Raw genomic sequence first — 16,732 nt, 5'->3', positions numbered from 1 at the left:
GATATGAGGAGCTTCCTCGTTTTGGCAAATGTGTGGAGGGTTGCGGTGGTGGATCGATCGACGCAGGCTCGGCCCGTGGGGCGCAAAGACGCGCGGCGCAATTATGAGCGGCTCCTGACGACGGCCCGTACGGCGTTCGCCGAGCACGGCGTCGGCGCCTCCCTGAACGACATCGCGCGCACCGCCGGCGTCGGCAACGTGACCCTCTACCGGCACTTCCCGACCCGCCAGGCGCTGCTGGAGGCATTGCTGGGCGAAAGCCTGCGTGGTCTGCAGGCGCGCTCGGACGAGTTGCTCGCCTCACCGTCCCCGCGTCAGGCTCTGCTCACCTGGATGACGGCCGCGGTCGAGCACGCCATGGCCTATCGCGGCCTGGTCGACGCCCTCGTCGACAGCCTCGCCGACCCCGCGTCCGAACTCCACGCCACCTGCCAGGCCGTCAAGGCCGCCGGGGCGCAACTGCTGACCAGGGCCCAGGGGGCAGGGGTGATCCGGCCCGATGTCGACGCGTCCGCGCTCTTCTCCCTGATCGCTTCAGTCGCCTGGGCGGTGGAGCGGACCCCCGTACACCGTGATCAGCTTCTGGCCGTCATGTTCGACGGGCTCCACCGCGGGGTGGATGAGCACGTCTGACCCTGCCGGTCCGATGAGGCGGGGCTCAGTGGCCCGGCTCGTCGCCGGTGAACGTCGCCGCCTCCGGCGCGGCCGCGAAGACGGTACGCAGCTCGGCGAGCAGGTCGTCGAGCGTGGGCTCCGGCGAGGCGGTGGTCCAGCCGCGCAGGGCGGCGTGGAAGGCCGCCACCAGCAGGTCGAGCGCCAGCCTGGGCCGCTGGTCGCGGTCGCCGAGGCCGAGCCGCCTGCGCAGGGTGGTCTCGAAGGCCGCGCTGGTGCGGTCGCAGAACTGCAGCCCGTGCGCGGCGATGGACGGCGTACGCTGCGACAGCTCCTGGCTGAGCCGCACGCGGGCCACCCATTCCGGCCCCTCCGCCGACATCCGCCGCACCGCCGCGAGCATCGCCTCCTGCAGCACCTCCAGCACGGGACGGCCGCCGAGCGGCGCGTGCTCGACGTCGTCGAGGAGCGCGGTCCACAGTGCCTCCAGCGGGGCGGAGGCGACCTCCTCCTTGCTGGCGAAGTTGCGGAAGAACGTGCGCTTGGAGACCTCGACCTCCGCGCACAGCTCGTCGAGGGTCACCTGGTCGAAGCCGCGCTCGGTGAACAGCGCGAGTGCGGTGTCCACCAGGGCGGCCCTGGTCTTGAGCTTCTTGCGCTCGCGGAGCGGCAGCAGGTCGGCAGTCATCGTCCCCCAGTGTATCCGGAGCGCATATGCCTCCTATAGGCTTATGCCACTCAGTGGCACTTTGGAGGATGTCGTCATGCGCGCTCTGATCGTCGACCGTTCCGTTCCCGGTGGCCTGCGGGTGGGCCAGGCGCCCGACCCGGTGCCGGCGCCCGGCCAGGCGCTGGTCCGCGTCACCGCCACGTCGCTCAACTACGGCGAGGTCAGGCACGCCCTCCAGGAGGCGCCCGAGGGCACGGTGCTCGGCTGGGACGCCGCGGGGGTCGTCGTCCAGGCCGCGGCCGACGGCTCGGGGCCCGCCGCGGGCACGCCCGTGGTCACGCTTGGCTGGGACGGCGGGTGGGCCGAGCTGCGGGCCGTCCCGACCGACCGGATCGGGGTGGTGCCGCAGGGCGCGGACCCCGGCGCGATCAGCACGATCCCGGTCGCCGGTGCCACCGCGCTGCGCGCGCTCGACCGCCTCGGGCCGATCCTGGGACGGCGCGTCCTGATCACCGGCGCGACGGGCGGCGTCGGCCGGTACGCCGTGCAGCTCGCCCGGCTCGGCGGCGCGTACGTCATCGCCGCCACCGGCGACCCGGACCGGCACGGCGACGGGCTGCGCGCGCTCGGCGCGAACGAGGTCGTCGCCGCCCCCGCCGAGAGCGGCGGACGACTCGACGGCGTCCTGGACATGCTCGGCGGCGTTCCACTGGTCGAGGCGTTCGACCAGCTCACCGAGGGTGGCACGCTGGTCGCCGTCGGCCACTCCACCGGCGAGGGCGAGAGCTTCCCGTTCGGCGCGCTGTTCGGCGGGGCCGACCGCCACGACCGCTCGCTCGTGACCTTCCACCTGCTCTACTGCCACGGCCTGCACCGCGACCTGACCTGGCTGGCCGGACAGGTCGCGGACGGCACGCTGAGCCCGGAGATCACCTGGCGCGGCGGCTGGGACGACGCCGCCGAGGCGGCGACCGCCCTCCTCGACCGCCGCGTGCACGGCAAGGCGGTGCTCGACCTGGGGTGAGAGCAGGCTGGAGGAGTAAGTGCTCGGGCGGGCCGGCGCCCGGTCAGCCGATCGGTGGGGCGAGGTATTCCAGTGCGTAACCCTCGCCGGAGGGCGTCACGCGGGCGATGCCGGGCGAGTCGAGGTGGGCGCCGGCCACGAAGTGGTGCGGCCGGCTCAGTCGTTCGAGCAGTGCCGCCCGCGCGGCGCGGGCCTGGGGCTGGTCGCCGTCGAGCTCCCAGGACACCTTCGGCCGGTCGAACTGGAGCGTGGGGACGTGAACGGTGTCGCCCCAGACGAGAAGGTGGCCGGCGTCGCTCCTGATCTCGTAGACGGTGTGCCCGGGGGTGTGGCCCGGTGTCGGGAGCGCGGTGGCCCACTCGTTGATCGCCACCTTCTCCGACACGGGGACGACCCGGTCGCGGATCGGCTCCAGCCGCCGCCCGGTGAAGACCGAGGTGTCGCCCGCGCCGATCCACACGCGCTCGAGTTTCGGGAACGCCTCTGAGCCGTCCGGCGCGATCAGGCCGCTCACGTGGTCTTCGTGGTTGTGGGTGATGGCCGCGTCGGTCACGTCCGCGCGGTCGACCCCCGCTTCGTCGAGCGCGTCGTAGATCAGCCCCATGGTGGGGTCGTGCCAGGCGTTGGACGCGCCGGTGTCGACGAGCACCGACCGCGTGCCGTCGGTGACGTAGAAGGCGTTGACCGACAGCCGCAGGTTGTCGCCGGCCAGCGGGACGGCGGCCGGCAGCTCGCCGAGCGTGCGCCCGTCCTCGTCGCGGAGCCGTGTGGGCGGCATGTCGATGTACCCGTCCCGCAGCGAGATCACCTGCAGCTCGCCGAATTCGAACGTGGCATGGAGCCGGCCACTCGAGATGAAACGCATGGAACCTCCGTCGTGTCGGGCGCGCATCGCCCGTCTTCGATAGAAGACTCTATCTCCTTTAGAAGAAACCCTACAATGTGGGACAGCGAGGTACCGATCGATCGAGGAGCACGGTGGTCGAGAAAGACGGAAACGTGGACGAACCACAGCACGGTGACGACCTGGCCGGCGCATTCGGCGTCAACGTGCGGCGACGTCGCGAGGAGGCGGGCCTGACGCTGGAGCAGCTGTCCGCGCAGTCGTCGGTCAGCCGGGCGATGTTGTCCAAGGTCGAGCGCGGTGAGAAGAGCCCGACGATCGGCGTCGCGTCCAGGATCGCCCACGCGCTCGACGCGTCGCTCTCGGACCTGATCGGTGCGCCGGCCGGGGCCGCGTCCGGTGTGGCCGTCGTCATGCGCAAGAACCATCGTCCGGTGTTCCGTGACCCGGAAACCGGCTTCGAGCGGCACATGGTCTCCGCGGCACCGGGCGCGGGAGGGGCCGAGATGGTCGTCCACCACCTTCCCGCGCAGGTGTCCACCGGGCTGCTGCCCGCCTATCCGCCGGGTACGGAGAAACAGCTCGTGGTGCTCGAAGGCACCCTCACCGTCGCGATCGGCGGCATCAACGAGACCCTGGACACCGGCGACTCCCTGTTCTTCCAGGCCGACGCCGACCACGGCTTCGCCAACCGGACGAACGCTCCCTGCGAGTACATCATGTTCATCTCGCGCCGCACCTGATCGGCCGTGAAGCACGCTCCGGCTACAGGCGACGGCAGTTTCGCGGGCGTTCCGGGCGGTCGTCGGTCCAGCGCGTCGTGGGCGTCCAGGTCTGCGAGTCCACGACCTGTCCCTTGGGCAGGCCCACGGTGTCCTCTCCCGCCCTGGTGACCTGTGCCAGGATCTCGCCGGTCGCCGGGTCGAGGACGGTCGTGTGATCCTCGGTCACCTCGTCGTCCTCGCCGAACTCCCTGAAGTACCGGTTGCCCTTGTCGAAGTCCACGGCGAGGCCCTCGCGGCTCAGCGGGTCCTCGACCATTCCCCGGACGCCGGTGGTCGGCAGGTCGGCCAGCAGGCGCAGGACGGTGGCCCGGACCGCCGGGCGCAGGGGCGTCGACAGCAGGAACCGGGAGCCGGCGACGACCTCCTCCGGCGGCCGCGTCCTGCCCTCGTCCTCCTTGGCCGCCTCGGCCCTCAGCCACTCCCGCAACCCCTTCTCGTCGGCCGGCAGCGCCAGGATCTCGGCCGTCGTGTACCTGCCGAGCGCGTCGGCGCCGGGCCCGCGGCTCGGTGCGACGTCGCGGGTGTACTGGCAGACCCGGTTCCTCGCGAGCATCGGCAGCTTCACGCAGTCGACGGCTCTCGTGCCGGAGGTGCACACCCGCTCCACCTTGCCGGGCGATCCCGCGGCCTGCCAGGCGCGCTCGTCGGCCGGAGTCGCGGGGCTCAGGATCGGCTCCCCGTTCTGCGTCTGCACGGGATCCTTGGGGTCGCGTGGCAGCCACAGCTCCGATTTCGAGGAGACCTTCGCGTTGAACGTGCGTCCCCCGGCTCGTACCCGGATCAGGGTGTCGTTCAGCAGCGACCTGTGCCAGTAGACGCCGTGGTCGTCCGGCAGCCGCGCGACGCGGGCCGCCAGGCGGCGCAGTGCCTCGTTCCCGTCGGCGGGAGGCGGCGCGGGATTCGACACGGGGGCGGGCACGGCGATCAGGTTCGAGACCAGCACGACCGCCGTGAGGACGACGGCGACCGCCGCCGCGGCCAGGATCGGCAGCCCGCGCAGGCCCCGTCGCCGCTGGACCGGGGCAGGGGAGGCGACCGGTGCGAGGCTCTCGGGTGACACCAGTTCCGCGCCGGCGGTGAAGGCGTCGCGAAGCCGGTCCTCGATGTTACGGGTCATCGTTCCTCCTGCAGTTCGGCGGCGAGCGTCCGCAGCGCACGGGACGCCGTCGATTTGACCGTTCCGCGGCTGACCCCCATCACCTGGGCGATCTCCGCCTCCGACAGCTCAAGGTAGAAACGCAGCACCAGCACCTCGCGCTGACGCCGCGGCAGATCCCGGACCGCTTGGAACACCTGCCGCCGGGTCTCGCCCAGCAGCGCCGCGGCCTCGGCCGACCAGAGCGGGACCTCGCGTTGGCCGCGGAACCGCCCGATGACCGCCCTGCGCCGCAACACCATCCGGGATCCGTTGAGTACGGCCGTGCGCAGGTAGGGCAGCACCTGTTCGTGGTCGGCCAGCGCGCTCCACCTGCGATACACCGCGGCGAACGCGTCCTGGACCACGTCCTCGGCGGTCTCCTGGTCTCCGACCAGCAGGAACGCCAGCCGTACCAGGGCAAGCCGGTGAACGAGGAACAACTCGGTCACCGCCGCGTCCGCCGACGCCGCGGCGGCCGGAGAACGGGGCGGTCCGTGGGTGATGTCGAACTGCATGTCTTCTGCATGCGCGAGCACCCGCGGAGGTTGCGTCACACCGGCATGATTCCGGCCGGAAGCTCGACGCCTGGAGCTCACCCGGTTCCCGGGTCGGCCGCGGCCATGAGGGCCTTGAGCAGTTCGGCGGTTGGCGTTCCGCGGCCTGCCGTGAGCGCGGAGGCGAAGGCCGTCTCGCCGAGCTCCGCGCGGAGCGCGTGCCGCAGCCGGCTGTCGCCCGGACCGCCGGGGCCGGTGGGTGTCGCGGCGCCCAGCAACCGGGCCGATCGGGCCGGGAAGCCGGCGGCGTGTTCGGTCTCGGCGAGCAGCCGCAGGCCGGCGGCGATCAGGTTGTGGTCGTTGAGGGAGATCGCGGTGCCGGCCCCTTTGAGGAGATGGTGTCGCGCGCGCCGGTGGTCGCCGTGCGAGGCGGCCGCGCGGCCGAGCCCCAGACGGCAGTAGGTCGCGCAGCGAAGGTCTCCGATGCGGTGGAACTCCGGCAGGAGCTCGGTGAGGAGCGCCGTCGCCGCCTCCTGGTCGTCGCGCTGCTGGGTGAGACGGGCCCGGTGGAGCTGGGCGTGCAGGCGTTCGTGGTCGCTTCCCGTGCCCAGGGCGAGGTCGAGCGCCTCGTTCAGGCAGGTCTCGGCCTCTGCCAGGCGAACCTCGTCGCGGATCAGGCGGCCCGCGAGGTGGTTGAGGCAGTTGGCGCGTTTCACGTGGTCGCCCAGGCGGCCGAACAGGGCCGCCGCGGCGCGGAGCCGGTCCACCGCGGTCGCGGTGTCGGCCGCCATGCTCCCGAGCACGGACAACGCCAGCGCGTGATGCCAGTCGTCGCCCAGCCGTTCGAAGACCGCGGCCGCGGCGTCGAGCGCCCGGGCCGCCTCGGCGTGTCCGCGCCGGTAGAGGGCCACCTGGCCGGCCGCCAGGGCGGCCGACGCCTGCTCCTCCTCGGTCGTCGCCTGCTCCGCCGCCCAGCGGGCCAGCTCCAGCGCCCTGTCGGTGTCCTGGTAACAGAGCAGCAGGCAGGACGTGATCGCGGCGCGGACCCCCGCGGAGCCGTCCGGGAGCGGACGGTCGAGCAGCGCGTTCACCCAGGTGAACAGCTCGCCGCGGGCTCCGAGGATCTCCCATCCGGTGCCGATGCCGGTGAGCAGGCCCCAGGCCGCGGCGGTGTCGCCGGCGTCGAGGGCGCGTCCCATGGCCGTCCGCAGGTCGGTCCAGCGGTCGGCGAACCAGCGCAGGGCCGCCGGCTGGTTCTCGCCGCGCAGCGCGGGGGCGAGCGACACGGCGTGCCTCAGATGGTGGCGGGCGTGGCGGTCGTGGATCTCCTCGTACTCCTGCCGTTCGGCCAGCCTGTTGCCGGCGAACTGGCGGACGCTGTCGAGCAGGCGGTACCGCGTGTCCCCGCCCTGGCGCCGGGCGGAGATCAACGAGCGGTCCAGCAGGCGCGGGAAGAGCCGGGTGAGGCCGGTGCCGGTGAGCGGCGGCGCGGCCAGCACCAGCGTCGCGGTGTCGTAGTCGAACTCGCCCGGGAACACCGAGCAGCGGTCCAGCAGGAGACGCTCGTCGCAGTCCAGCAGGTCGTAGCTCCACCGCAGGGCCTCCTCGAGGGTGCGGTGGCGGTTGGGCCGCGGCGCGTCGGTCAGCAGCGCGAACCGGTCGTCGAGCAGGCGCAGCAGCTCGCCGGGCGAGGCGAACCGGGTGCGCGCGGCGGCCAGCTCGATGGCCAGCGGCAACCCGTCGAGGCGCCGGCAGATCGTCGCGAGCACCGCCGCGTCGGCCGGCGTGACGGTGAGGCCGGGCACGACGGCGGCCGCACGGTCGGTGAACAGCCGGACGGCGGCGCAGCTCAGGATCTCGCCGGGATCGGCGCTCTCGTCGGGAACCGGCAGCGGCGGCACCTGGTAGACGACCTCGCCGCTCACCCGCAGCGGCCCGTGGCTGGTCGCCAGCACGCGCAGCCCGCCGGCCGCCGCCAGCAGCCCGGCCAGCAGGGCCGCGACGGCGTCGGCGACGTGCTCGCAGTTGTCGACCAACAGCCAGCACGGGCTCGCCCGGATCGCGGCGACGATCTGCGGGCCGAGGTCCCTGCCGTCGCCGCCCGCGCCGAGGGCGTCGGCGAACGCCCTCTCGACCGGCCTGCCGGGCGCGGCCGAGGCCAGATCGACCAGGACCGCGGGAGCCGGCCCGGCGGCCTCGTGGGCCAAGCGCAGGGCGAGGCGCGTCTTCCCGATTCCCGCGGGGCCCGTCAGGGTCACCATGCGGCCGCCGGCGACCAGCCCGGCGAGGTCGCGGAGCTCGCGCTCCCTGCCGACGAACGACGACAACGGCGTGGGCAGGGTGTGCGCCCGGCTCCGGAGCCGCGCCGCGCCCTCGACCAGGTCCCTCCTGGCCGGGTGGCCGAGCTTGCGCAGCAGGGACGACACATGGCTCTCCACGGTCCGCTCGGACAGCCTGAGCCGGTCGGCGATCTCACGGTTGGCCAGCCGGTCACCGACCAGCCAGAACACCTCCGCCTCCCGCCTGGTGACCCCGGCGGACCGTAACGCCTCCGGCAGCGCGGCGTCCTTCATGACGCGATCATCCCCCAGAAAAGCTCCGTACTGAGCACGGATGTGCCGGCTTCGAGCATGAGATGTGATGGCGGAAGCCTCCTGAAAGGACCCGCGCATGGCAAGCTCCGTCACCGAGATGATCGCTCACGCTCGCGCCCAGGTTCGCAACCTGTCGGTCGCAGAGGTGGCCGAGGCCCTGGAGTCGGGCACGGTGACCCTGATCGACCTGCGTGAACCGAGCGAGGTCGCCCGCGACGGCAGAGTTCCCGGCTCCGTCCTCGCGCCGCGCGGCATGCTGGAGTTCTGGGCCGATCCGGCCAGTCCCTACCACCGGCCCGAGTTCGATCCCGCCGCCACGACCATCCTGTACTGCGCGTCGGGCGGCCGTCCCGCGCTCGCCGCCCTGGTGCTGCGGGAACTCGGCTACGCCGACGTCGCCCATCTCGACGGAGGGCTCAACGCCTGGAAGGAGCACGGCCGTCCCGTGACCCTCCAGGCGGAGCAGGAAAACCGGTGAAGGGGGACGCGCACGGAGCGGCGTTCGCGCGGGCGCTCGCCGCCAAGGACCGCGACACGCTGCGCGCCCTGCTCCGCGACCCGCTCGACTTCAAGGCACTCACCCCTGGAGCCCACTGGGACGCCGACAATCCCGAAGAGGTCGTCGACCGGATCATCCTCGGCCAGTGGTTCGAACCCGGCGACGACATCGAACGTCTCCTGCACGTCGCCACCGGGCGTGTGGGCGACCGGGAACATCTCGCCTACCGCCTGCGGGTCCGTACCGGCTCCACCCGTTACCTGGTCGAACAGCAGGTCTACTACAGCGTCGCCGGCGAGGGCATCGCCTGGCTGCGCATCCTGTGCTCGGGGTTCCGGCCCGCCCCGGACGAGGAGCCGTAGGAGGGCGGATGTTGTTCATGGTGATCGAACGATTCCGCGGCCAGGACGCGAAGGCCGTCTATCGGCGATTCCGCGAGAGGGGCCGCATGACCGGCGAAGGTCTGGTGTTCGTCTCCAGTTGGGTGACGGCCGATCTCAGCCGGTGCTTCCAGCTCATGGAGTGTGACGACATCGCACTCCTGCAACGCTGGGTCGCCGAATGGTCGGACCTCACCGAGTTCGAGATCGTGCCGGTGGTCTCCGGAGCCACGACCGCCGCCGCGCTCGACGGCTGATCCGGACGTCGCCGGTCAGAGCATCGGACGTGGGTATCCGGCCGGGGGAGTGCTCAGCCGCCACGGCTGGTGGACGTCGGCGGCCGGTACGCCGTCGAGCTCGGGGACGTGGCGGCGTACGTAGTCGCCCGCCGGGTCGAACCGCTGCGCCTGGCGCAACGGGTTGAAGCCGCGGTTGGGACGCGTGTCGTTGCCGGTGCCGGCGATCCACTGCCAGTTGCCCGAGTTGTTGGCCACGTCGCCGTCGAGGAGGTGCTCGAAGAAGTGCCGGGCGCCGGCGCGCCAGTCGACCCCGAGGACCTTGACCAGATAGGAGGCCACGATGAGGCGGGCCCGGTTGTGCATCCAGCCCTCGGCGAGGAGCTGGCGCATGCCGGCGTCCACGATGGGGAGCCCGGTCATGCCCGCCCGCCAGGACTGCAGCGCGTCCTCGTCGTCGCGCCAGCGGTGGCCACGGGGGCGGTAGTCGTCCCGGTTGATGCGCGGGAAGGCGTAGGTGACCTGGTGGTAGAAGTCGCGCCAGCACAGCTGGCGGACGAACGGCTCGCTGCCCGCGGCCAGGTGGGCCAGTTCCAGCGGGGACAGGCAGCCGAACCTCAGGTACGGGCTCAGGCGGGAGGTGCGGTCACCGGCCAGATCGTCGTGGCCGTCGGCGTACCCCGGCAGGGCGCGGTGGATCCACCGCCGGGCGCGGTCGCGGGCGGCGGTCTCGCCGCCGGGCACGGGTCCCGGCCGGGCCGGGACCGGCAGCCGCCCGGCGTCGAGGTCGTGGGGCGTCGGCACGTGGCGGGGGGCCGCGAGCAGCGCACGGCGCCGGTGCCGGCTCCAGGAGCGCCAGTACGGCGTGAAGACCCGGTAGTGATCCCCGCCCCCGGACGGGGTGAGCGTGCCGGGCGGCACCACCGTGACCCCGGGGAAGAGCTGGTAGGAGAGGCGTTCGCGGGCCAGCCGGTCCTGCCGGCGCCTGGCCAGCAGGCTGACGTCGGCACTGGCGAAGACCGCCTCGGCCCCGGTGCCGTGGACGAGCTTCATGGTCTCGGTCACGACGTCGCCGTGCCGTACGACCAGGTCCCCGCCGCGTGCCCGGAAGGACGCCCGCAGGTCGGCCAGGCACTCCAGCAGGAAGCCATGGCGGCTGCCGGCGGGAACGGCCTCGTCCAGCACGAACAGGGGGAGCACGGCGCGGGCGCGCTCGCAGGCGGCCGTCAGTGCCGGGTGGTCGTGCACCCGCAGGTCCCTGTTGAACAGGACGATCACCGTGTCCATCGACGGCCCCTGCACGACGAGACGGGATGCGGTCGCGGGCCGGTGCGGCAGCGGGCGCGGCCGTGGCCGCCGTCGTTCCGGACCGGCTCGCCGAGCGGGCAGCCCGGCGCCGCCGCCACCCGCGGCCTGCCACAACCGTGCACCTCAGCCATGCCTCACAGATGCCCCGCCGGCCGCGCCCGCACGCGCGCGGGGGCATTGCCTGTGGGAGGGGCGGTGACCGGACCGCTCCGGCATGAGGCCCGAGGGACGGGGAAGGTGCGTGGGCATGGCATTGTGCCTGGTGACCGGGGCAACGGGGTACATCGGCGGGCGGCTGGCGCCCGAGCTGCTGGCCGCCGGTCACGACGTGCGGTGCATGGTGCGCTCGGCCGGACGCCTGCGCGATCTGCCGTGGGCGAACCGGGTGGAGGCCGTCGAGGCCGACGCCACCGACGCCGAGCGCACGCGCCGGGCGCTGGACGGGGTGGACGTCGCGTACTACCTGATCCACGCGATGGGGACGAGCGGCCGGTTCGCTGAACGGGACCGGCTGGCGGCGCGCACGTTCGCGGCCGCGGCGGCCGAGGCGGGAGTGCGGCGGATCGTCTATCTGGGCGGGTCGACCGCGGACGAGAAGCTCTCGCCGCACCTGTCGTCGCGGGCCGAGGTGGGGGAGATCTTCCTGCGGGGCGCGGTGCCGGCGGTGGTGCTGCGTGCCGCGGTGATCATCGGGTCGGGGTCGGCCTCGTTCGAGATGCTGCGTTACCTGACCGAGCGGTTGCCGGTGATGACGACGCCGCGCTGGGTGCGCAGCCGTACGCAGCCGATCGCGGTGCGGGACGTGCTGCGTTATCTGGTGGCGTGGGCGGAGGTGCCGGGAACGGTCAACCGGGGGTTCGACATCGGCGGGCCTGATGTCCTCACGTATGCCGACATGATGCACGGCTATGCCGCGGTGGCCGGGCTGCCGCCGAGGTTGATCATTCCGGTGCCGCTGCTCACCCCCCGGCTGTCGAGCCTGTGGGTGGGGCTGGTCACGCCCGTCCCGGCGAGCATCGCCCGCCCACTGGTGGAGTCGCTGCGCAACGAGGCCGTGTGCGGCGAGCACGACATCGCCCGCCACGTACCCGACCCCGAGGGCGGGCTGGTCGGCTTCCGCCGGGCGGTGTCCCTGGCGCTGATGAAGATCAAGGAGGCCGACGTCGCCACGCGCTGGTCCTCGGCGTCCACGCCGGGCGCGCCGAGCGATCCGCTGCCCACCGATCCCGACTGGGCGGGCGGCAGCCTGTTCGTGGACGATCGCCGCCTGGTCGTGCAGGCGAGCCCGGAGGCGTTGTGGCAGGTGATCGAGAGCATCGGCGGCCGTAACGGCTGGTACTCGCTGCCGGTGGCGTGGCAGCTGCGGGGCTTGGCCGATCGGCTGGTGGGCGGCGTCGGGTTGCGGCGCGGCCGGCGCGATCAGGCCCGGCTGCGGGTGGGCGACTCGATCGACTTCTGGCGGGTGGAGGAGGTGCTACCCGGACGGCTGCTGCGGCTGCGCGCCGAGATGCGGCTGCCCGGACTGGCCTGGCTGGAGCTCGGCGTCACCCGCTCCGGCGGCCGGACGGTCTACACGCAGCGTGCCGTCTTCCATCCGCACGGCCTGCTCGGCCATCTGTACTGGTGGGCGATCTCGCCCTTCCACGGCCTGATCTTCGGCCGGATGCCGGTCAACGTGGCCGCCGCGGCCCGGCGCAGGGATCAGTCACCGGCTACGAGCTGACCAGCGCCTGATCGAGTGATCAGTCGTGAGAGTTCTGCGCGGCGGCGTCCAGCTTGACCTCGTTCAGCCGGCCCGTGGCGACGTCGTAGACGAACCCGCGGACGGAGTCCTTGTGCGGGATGAACGGGTCGGCCTGGATGCGCCTGACCGACTGGCGCACGTCCGCCTCCAGGTCCTGGAACGCCTCGGCGGACCAGTCGGGCTTGACGCCGACCTCCTGGTAGATGTCGTGCTTGAATCCGTCGTCGGTGAAGGTCAGCATGCCGCAGTCGGTGTGGTGGATGAGGATGATCTCGCGGGTGCCCAGGAGACGCTGGCTGATGGCCAGGCTGCGACGTTCGCCGGCGGTGACGACGCCGCCGGCGTTGCGGATCACGTGCGCGTCGCCCTCGCGCAGGCCGAGCAGGCCGTAGACGTTGAGCCGGGCGTCCATGCAGGCCACCACGGCCACACCCCGGGCGGGCGGCAGCGGCAGGTCGCCGGAGTCGAAGGCGGCGGCGTAGCGCTCGGAGTTGGCGATCAGCTGGTCGGTGACGCTCATGGGGGACGCCCTCCTGTCACGTGCCGCGGCCCGCGGCCATAATCCACATTCCCTACTGACTGTACATGTTATTGCCTCGCCGTGTAGCCCCTGTCGGCGACGGCGGAGGCGGACAGGAGGGTTGCGGCGGAGAGGGTGCCCCAGAGGGCGGTCGGTCCGTGGGAGGCGAGTGTGGTGATGACCGCCGGGGAGACGGCGAGGCCGAAGCCCGTGGAGAGCTGGAAGCGGGCGAGGGCGCGTCCCAGGAGATGGGCCGGTGCGAGGGCGGTGACGAGCGCCGTCGCGCTGCCGGCGTAGATGATCTCGCCGATGGTGCAGACCACGGACACCATGGCAACGGCCGGGGCACCCCAGCCGGGCCCCAGTGAGGTGGCCGCGAGGAAGCCGAGGTAGGACGCGGCGAGCACCACGCCGGCGAGAGCCAGCACGGTCCGCCGGGAGAAGCGGGACAGCAGGACGGTGACCGGCACCTGCAAGGTGACCACCAGCACCGTGTTGGCCACGAAGACGGCCGCCGGCCACACCGGGGACGCGTGCATCTGTGTCACCAGGACCAGGGGCACCGCGATCTCGGGGACGTTGAGGCAGAAGACGTACACCACGTTGGCGGCCAGCAGCGCGCGCATCCGGGGCGCGGGCCCGCCGATCATGTCCTTGCCCGGAGCGGCGGCCGGACGCGCACGCAGGTGGACCGACCACGCCAAGGCCGCCGCGGCGAGACAGGCGAGCCCGGTGACGGCCGCCAGCGCCCGCAACGCGGTGGTGCCGCCCGCCAGGCACGCGGTGGCGAGGAGGGCGCCCACGCCCAGAGCGGCGTTGCGCAGGGCGCGGCCTGCCGCGAGGGCGGCGTCACGTTCGCGGCCGTGGGCGACCGTGGCCACGAGGGCCGCGTGGGCGGCCGGCCAGGCCTGGTTGCCGATGCCGAGGAAGAGCGCCGCCGTCGCGAACAGCCAGACGTGCCCCGCCGGGGCGGCCAGCAGCAGCGCCACGCCCAGCACCCGCACCAGCATCGACGCGGCCACGACCGTGCTGCGCGCGCCCCGGTCCAGCCACCGGCCGACCGCGGGCATGCACACCAGACCCACGACGACGCCGGCCGTCATGGCGATGCCGGTGACCGGCGCGGACAGCCTCAGCACCGTCACCCCGTAGAGCAGCAGGAAGGGCCGCAGCAGGCCGGTGCCGAGCGCGTCCACGGCCAGGGCGACGGCATAGCGGGGGCCTCCGGAGGCGCGGACGAGAACGCGCGGCCGGATCTTGGTGGTTGCCATGGCGTCAACGATGCGTTCGGCCCGCCGGGACGGGTCCGTCAGTTGACGGACACCGTCAATCGACGCGGTCGTCGCCCGCCCGACCAGCGATGATGTGGGGATGACGCTGAGGATCGACATCGGCGGCCTGCCGTCCGGGCGGCTGCGGTTCGTCGCCTCCCCGCTGGCCGAGCTGACCGCGATGCTGCACGTGCTGGCCGAACCGGGGCATCACCCGCAGCTCGCCGGCTGGGCCGGGGACGTCTGGGCCGGGCTGCGGCCGGAGCTGGCCGAGCGGCTCAGGGAGGCGGAGTTCCTCTGGCGTTCCTCGCGCGCCGACTTCCTGGTCCCCGCGCGTCCCCGGCCGACCCTCGCCGAGGAGCTGGACGATGTCGACCGGATCGACGACGAGACCTACGTGACCGCCGCGCTCATCACCACGTGCGGCAGCAACCGGGTGCACTTCGGCACGCCGTCGCCGCTCACCGACACGACGGCGCGCGAGCGGGCGCTCGACCTGGCCCAGGCCCGCGGCGCGCTCCAGGAGGCCTTCGCGGAACGGCTGCTCGCGGACCCGGCCGCCGTGCGGGCGCGGGTGCGTGACACGCTCGAACAGTGCGCCGGGGCCTTCTTCGACGCCGCCTGGACGGGCGTCGCCGCGCAACTCGCCACCGACCTGCGCCTGAAGAACGACCTGCTGAAGCGCCAGGGCATCGGGGCGGCGCTCGCGTCCGTGTCCGGCGCCGTCGCCCTGGCCCCGGACGGCGACCGCATCATCGTGGACAAGCTGCAGGACAACGCGACCACCGCCCACGGCACCGGGGTCACCTTCCTCCCCAGCGTCTTCGGCCGGCCGCACCTGGTGGTGGTCCACGCGCCCGGATGGCAGCCGGTGGTGCAGTACCCCGTGGCCGAGGCGGATCCGTCGGAGCCGGTGTCGCTGGAAACGGTCACGCTGCGGCTGGAGGCGCTCGCGCATCCGGTACGACTGCGGCTGCTGCGCACCCTCGCCCGCGGCCCGCACACCACCGGTGAGCTGGCCCACGCCTGGGAACTCTCACCTCCGGAGGTCTCCCGCCACCTCGCCGTCCTGCGCCGCGCGGGCCTGCTCACGGCCCGGCGGCACGGGCGTTATGTCCGTTACACCGTCAATGTCGCCGATCTGACGGCGCTGGGCGCGGACCTGCTGACGGCCGTACTGCGCTGAGCGGCTTCGGCTGTCAGGCTGAGTACGTTCGAGTCGATCGTTCGGTGGAGGTCGGATGCGTGCAGGCGTCGTGGTCACCGCACACCCCGGTGTGGAGGATCTCGCCGTGCGGGCCGAGGAACTGGGCCTGCACAGTTTCTGGGTCAACGACAGCCCGATGGTTCACGGTGACCCCTTCGTCGCCCTGGGGTTGTGCGCGAAGGCCACCAGCCGCATCAGGCTGGGCGTCGGCGTGACCTCGCCGGCGCTGCGCTCGGCCCCGGCCGCGGCGAGCGGGTTGGCCAGCCTCAACGCGCTGGCGCCGGGCCGGATCAGCTGCGGGGTCGGCACCGGGAACACCGCCCGGCGCACGCTGGGCATGCGGCCGGCCACGGCGGCGGCGATGGAGTCCTTCACCGCCGCGCTGCAGGACCTGTGCGCGGGGCGGAGCATCGAGTACCGCGAGGGCGACCGGGCCCGCGACGTCCGGTTCCTGCACGCCGGGGCGCACGTGAACACGGACGACCCGATCGAGTTCGTCGTGGCCGCGCTGACCGGGCCGAAGGCCGCCGCCGTCGCCGGCCGCCGCGGCACCGGCCTGATCTCCTTCGGCCTGCTCGACCCCGCCGCCTGGCGTGCCCTGCACGACGCCCGCCGCCACGCCGCCCACGGCGCACCCCGCGAACCCGCCTCCTACGTGGTCACCGCACTGCACGTACTGGAGGAGGACGAAGACCCTCACGGCGACGCGGCCCGGGACGCGACCGGCCACCTCGTCCTGTCGCTGCTGACCTTCGCCGCCGACACGGCCGCCGACGCAGCCGCCTTCGCCGAGCGTCTCGGCCCCGAGGAACGCGAGGCCGTACGGCGACTTCTCGACCGGCGCGGCACCACCGCCACCGCACCCGACCGGCACACCAAGCTCTACCCCGGCTACCTCGGACGCATCGCGCCCGAGGACCGCGACCTGATCCTGCCCTCGCTGATGAACACCCTGGCCCTGGTCGGCACCCGCGACGACCTCCGCGCCCGCATCGCCACCCTGGAACGGGCCGGCGTCGACGAACTGCTCATCCAGCCGGTGATCGACCCACCCGCCGAGATGGCCCGGCTGGCGGACCTCCTCACCTGAACGGCCCGGCCGTGAACGTCACCGACACACATTGGCCCGGGGAGCGAGGCCCGAGCCGAGCAGGGTCACGGCGAGACCCCCAGCTCCTGGCCACGTTGCTCGTCGACAACCGGAGCGAGGTCTACGAGTGAGGAGACAGGCCGCGCTGCGAGCGGTGCGTCCACCGTCACCGTCTTGTGCGGCGACGGCGAATGCGGTGGACTCGCTTGATCACGACAAACCGCGGATGTGTGCCGGCGGCGGGCCAGATCCGAGAAGGGACACGCAACAATGAAGTTATCGCGGAGCGGCCAGAAGATGTCCGACATGTCGGGCC

General features: G+C 72.9%; 18 protein-coding genes. 9 read left to right on the top strand and 9 right to left on the bottom strand.

Features of this window, described 5'->3' with window-relative positions; all coding sequences use genetic code 11:
- Window positions 1–75: 75 nt before the first annotated feature.
- Window positions 76–633, top strand: a complete 558-nt coding sequence (locus ABZ459_RS17325) for a TetR/AcrR family transcriptional regulator (RefSeq protein WP_357971236.1) — start codon at window positions 76–78, stop codon at window positions 631–633.
- 25 nt (window positions 634–658) lie between these two features.
- Here ABZ459_RS17325 and ABZ459_RS17320 read toward each other — a convergent pair whose 3' ends face one another.
- Window positions 659–1,300, bottom strand: coding sequence for a TetR family transcriptional regulator (locus ABZ459_RS17320; RefSeq protein ID WP_357971235.1), 642 nt, complete (start codon window positions 1,298–1,300; stop codon window positions 659–661).
- A 76-nt stretch (window positions 1,301–1,376) separates the two neighbouring features.
- Here ABZ459_RS17320 and ABZ459_RS17315 point away from each other — a divergent pair, with 76 nt between their 5' ends.
- Window positions 1,377–2,306: a zinc-binding dehydrogenase gene (locus tag ABZ459_RS17315; protein WP_357971234.1), complete on the top strand. Its 930-nt coding sequence runs from the start codon at window positions 1,377–1,379 to the stop codon at window positions 2,304–2,306.
- Window positions 2,307–2,349: 43 nt separating this feature from the next.
- Here the strand turns inward: ABZ459_RS17315 and ABZ459_RS17310 are convergent, their stop codons facing one another.
- Window positions 2,350–3,171 carry an MBL fold metallo-hydrolase gene (locus tag ABZ459_RS17310; RefSeq protein ID WP_357971233.1) on the bottom strand — a complete coding sequence of 274 codons (822 nt, stop codon included), beginning with the start codon at window positions 3,169–3,171 and terminating at the stop codon, window positions 2,350–2,352.
- A gap of 134 nt (window positions 3,172–3,305) precedes the next feature.
- Here ABZ459_RS17310 and ABZ459_RS17305 point away from each other — a divergent pair, with 134 nt between their 5' ends.
- Window positions 3,306–3,893: an XRE family transcriptional regulator gene (locus ABZ459_RS17305; protein ID WP_357971232.1), complete on the top strand. Its 588-nt coding sequence runs from the start codon at window positions 3,306–3,308 to the stop codon at window positions 3,891–3,893.
- 22 nt (window positions 3,894–3,915) lie between these two features.
- Here the strand turns inward: ABZ459_RS17305 and ABZ459_RS17300 are convergent, their stop codons facing one another.
- The 3 genes from ABZ459_RS17300 to ABZ459_RS17290 form a co-directional block, all read right to left on the bottom strand.
- Window positions 3,916–5,052: a CU044_5270 family protein gene (locus tag ABZ459_RS17300; protein WP_357971231.1), complete on the bottom strand. Its 1,137-nt coding sequence runs from the start codon at window positions 5,050–5,052 to the stop codon at window positions 3,916–3,918.
- Complete coding sequence (locus tag ABZ459_RS17295) at window positions 5,049–5,588, bottom strand: SigE family RNA polymerase sigma factor (protein WP_357971230.1); 540 nt, start codon at window positions 5,586–5,588, stop codon at window positions 5,049–5,051. The genes ABZ459_RS17300 and ABZ459_RS17295 overlap by 4 nt, the downstream gene beginning before the upstream one ends.
- Before the next feature lie 77 nt (window positions 5,589–5,665).
- On the bottom strand, window positions 5,666–8,140 hold the full coding sequence (locus ABZ459_RS17290; RefSeq protein WP_357971229.1) for a LuxR C-terminal-related transcriptional regulator: 2,475 nt from the start codon (window positions 8,138–8,140) through the stop codon (window positions 5,666–5,668).
- A gap of 97 nt (window positions 8,141–8,237) precedes the next feature.
- On the opposite strand from ABZ459_RS17290, the gene ABZ459_RS17285 reads away from it, so the two are divergent.
- The 3 genes from ABZ459_RS17285 to ABZ459_RS17275 are packed head-to-tail and all read left to right on the top strand — an operon-like array spanning window position 8,238 to window position 9,297.
- Window positions 8,238–8,639 carry a rhodanese-like domain-containing protein gene (locus ABZ459_RS17285; RefSeq protein ID WP_357971228.1) on the top strand — a complete coding sequence of 134 codons (402 nt, stop codon included), beginning with the start codon at window positions 8,238–8,240 and terminating at the stop codon, window positions 8,637–8,639.
- The gene (locus tag ABZ459_RS17280) at window positions 8,636–9,022 is read left to right on the top strand and encodes a hypothetical protein (protein ID WP_357971227.1); all 387 of its coding nucleotides are present in this window, start codon (window positions 8,636–8,638) and stop codon (window positions 9,020–9,022) included. Before ABZ459_RS17285 ends, ABZ459_RS17280 begins: the two co-directional genes overlap by 4 nt.
- 8 nt (window positions 9,023–9,030) lie before the next feature.
- Entirely contained in the window at window positions 9,031–9,297 is a 267-nt protein-coding gene (locus ABZ459_RS17275; protein WP_357971226.1) for a DUF3303 family protein, read from the top strand.
- Between the two features lie 15 nt (window positions 9,298–9,312).
- Here the strand turns inward: ABZ459_RS17275 and ABZ459_RS17270 are convergent, their stop codons facing one another.
- Complete coding sequence (locus tag ABZ459_RS17270; RefSeq protein WP_357971225.1) at window positions 9,313–10,563, bottom strand: deoxyribodipyrimidine photo-lyase; 1,251 nt, start codon at window positions 10,561–10,563, stop codon at window positions 9,313–9,315.
- A 268-nt stretch (window positions 10,564–10,831) separates the two neighbouring features.
- On the opposite strand from ABZ459_RS17270, the gene ABZ459_RS17265 reads away from it, so the two are divergent.
- On the top strand, window positions 10,832–12,307 hold the full coding sequence (locus ABZ459_RS17265) for an SDR family oxidoreductase (RefSeq protein ID WP_357971224.1): 1,476 nt from the start codon (window positions 10,832–10,834) through the stop codon (window positions 12,305–12,307).
- 19 nt (window positions 12,308–12,326) lie between these two features.
- On the opposite strand, the gene ABZ459_RS17260 is transcribed toward ABZ459_RS17265, so the two are convergent.
- On the bottom strand, window positions 12,327–12,848 hold the full coding sequence (locus ABZ459_RS17260) for a carbonic anhydrase (RefSeq protein WP_357971223.1): 522 nt from the start codon (window positions 12,846–12,848) through the stop codon (window positions 12,327–12,329).
- A gap of 68 nt (window positions 12,849–12,916) precedes the next feature.
- A complete protein-coding gene (locus tag ABZ459_RS17255) occupies window positions 12,917–14,119 on the bottom strand; it encodes an MFS transporter (protein WP_357971222.1) in 1,203 nt (400 codons plus the stop codon).
- A 100-nt stretch (window positions 14,120–14,219) separates the two neighbouring features.
- Here ABZ459_RS17255 and ABZ459_RS17250 point away from each other — a divergent pair, with 100 nt between their 5' ends.
- Both ABZ459_RS17250 and ABZ459_RS17245 read left to right on the top strand, forming a co-directional pair.
- Window positions 14,220–15,305 carry a helix-turn-helix domain-containing protein gene (locus ABZ459_RS17250; RefSeq protein WP_357971221.1) on the top strand — a complete coding sequence of 362 codons (1,086 nt, stop codon included), beginning with the start codon at window positions 14,220–14,222 and terminating at the stop codon, window positions 15,303–15,305.
- A 55-nt stretch (window positions 15,306–15,360) separates the two neighbouring features.
- Window positions 15,361–16,416 (top strand): LLM class flavin-dependent oxidoreductase, encoded by a 1,056-nt coding sequence (locus ABZ459_RS17245; protein ID WP_357971220.1) that lies wholly within the window; start codon window positions 15,361–15,363, stop codon window positions 16,414–16,416.
- 65 nt (window positions 16,417–16,481) lie between these two features.
- On the opposite strand, the gene ABZ459_RS17240 is transcribed toward ABZ459_RS17245, so the two are convergent.
- The coding region (locus ABZ459_RS17240) for a hypothetical protein (protein WP_357971219.1) at window positions 16,482–16,732 on the bottom strand (251 nt) is incomplete at its 5' end.

The sequence above is a fragment of the Nonomuraea sp. NPDC005692 genome (assembly GCF_040631115.1).
Taxonomy (GTDB): Bacteria; Actinomycetota; Actinomycetes; order Streptosporangiales; family Streptosporangiaceae; genus Nonomuraea.
The sequence above is the reverse complement of the archived record's forward strand: the minus strand, read 5'-3'. Positions and strand labels throughout refer to the sequence as shown.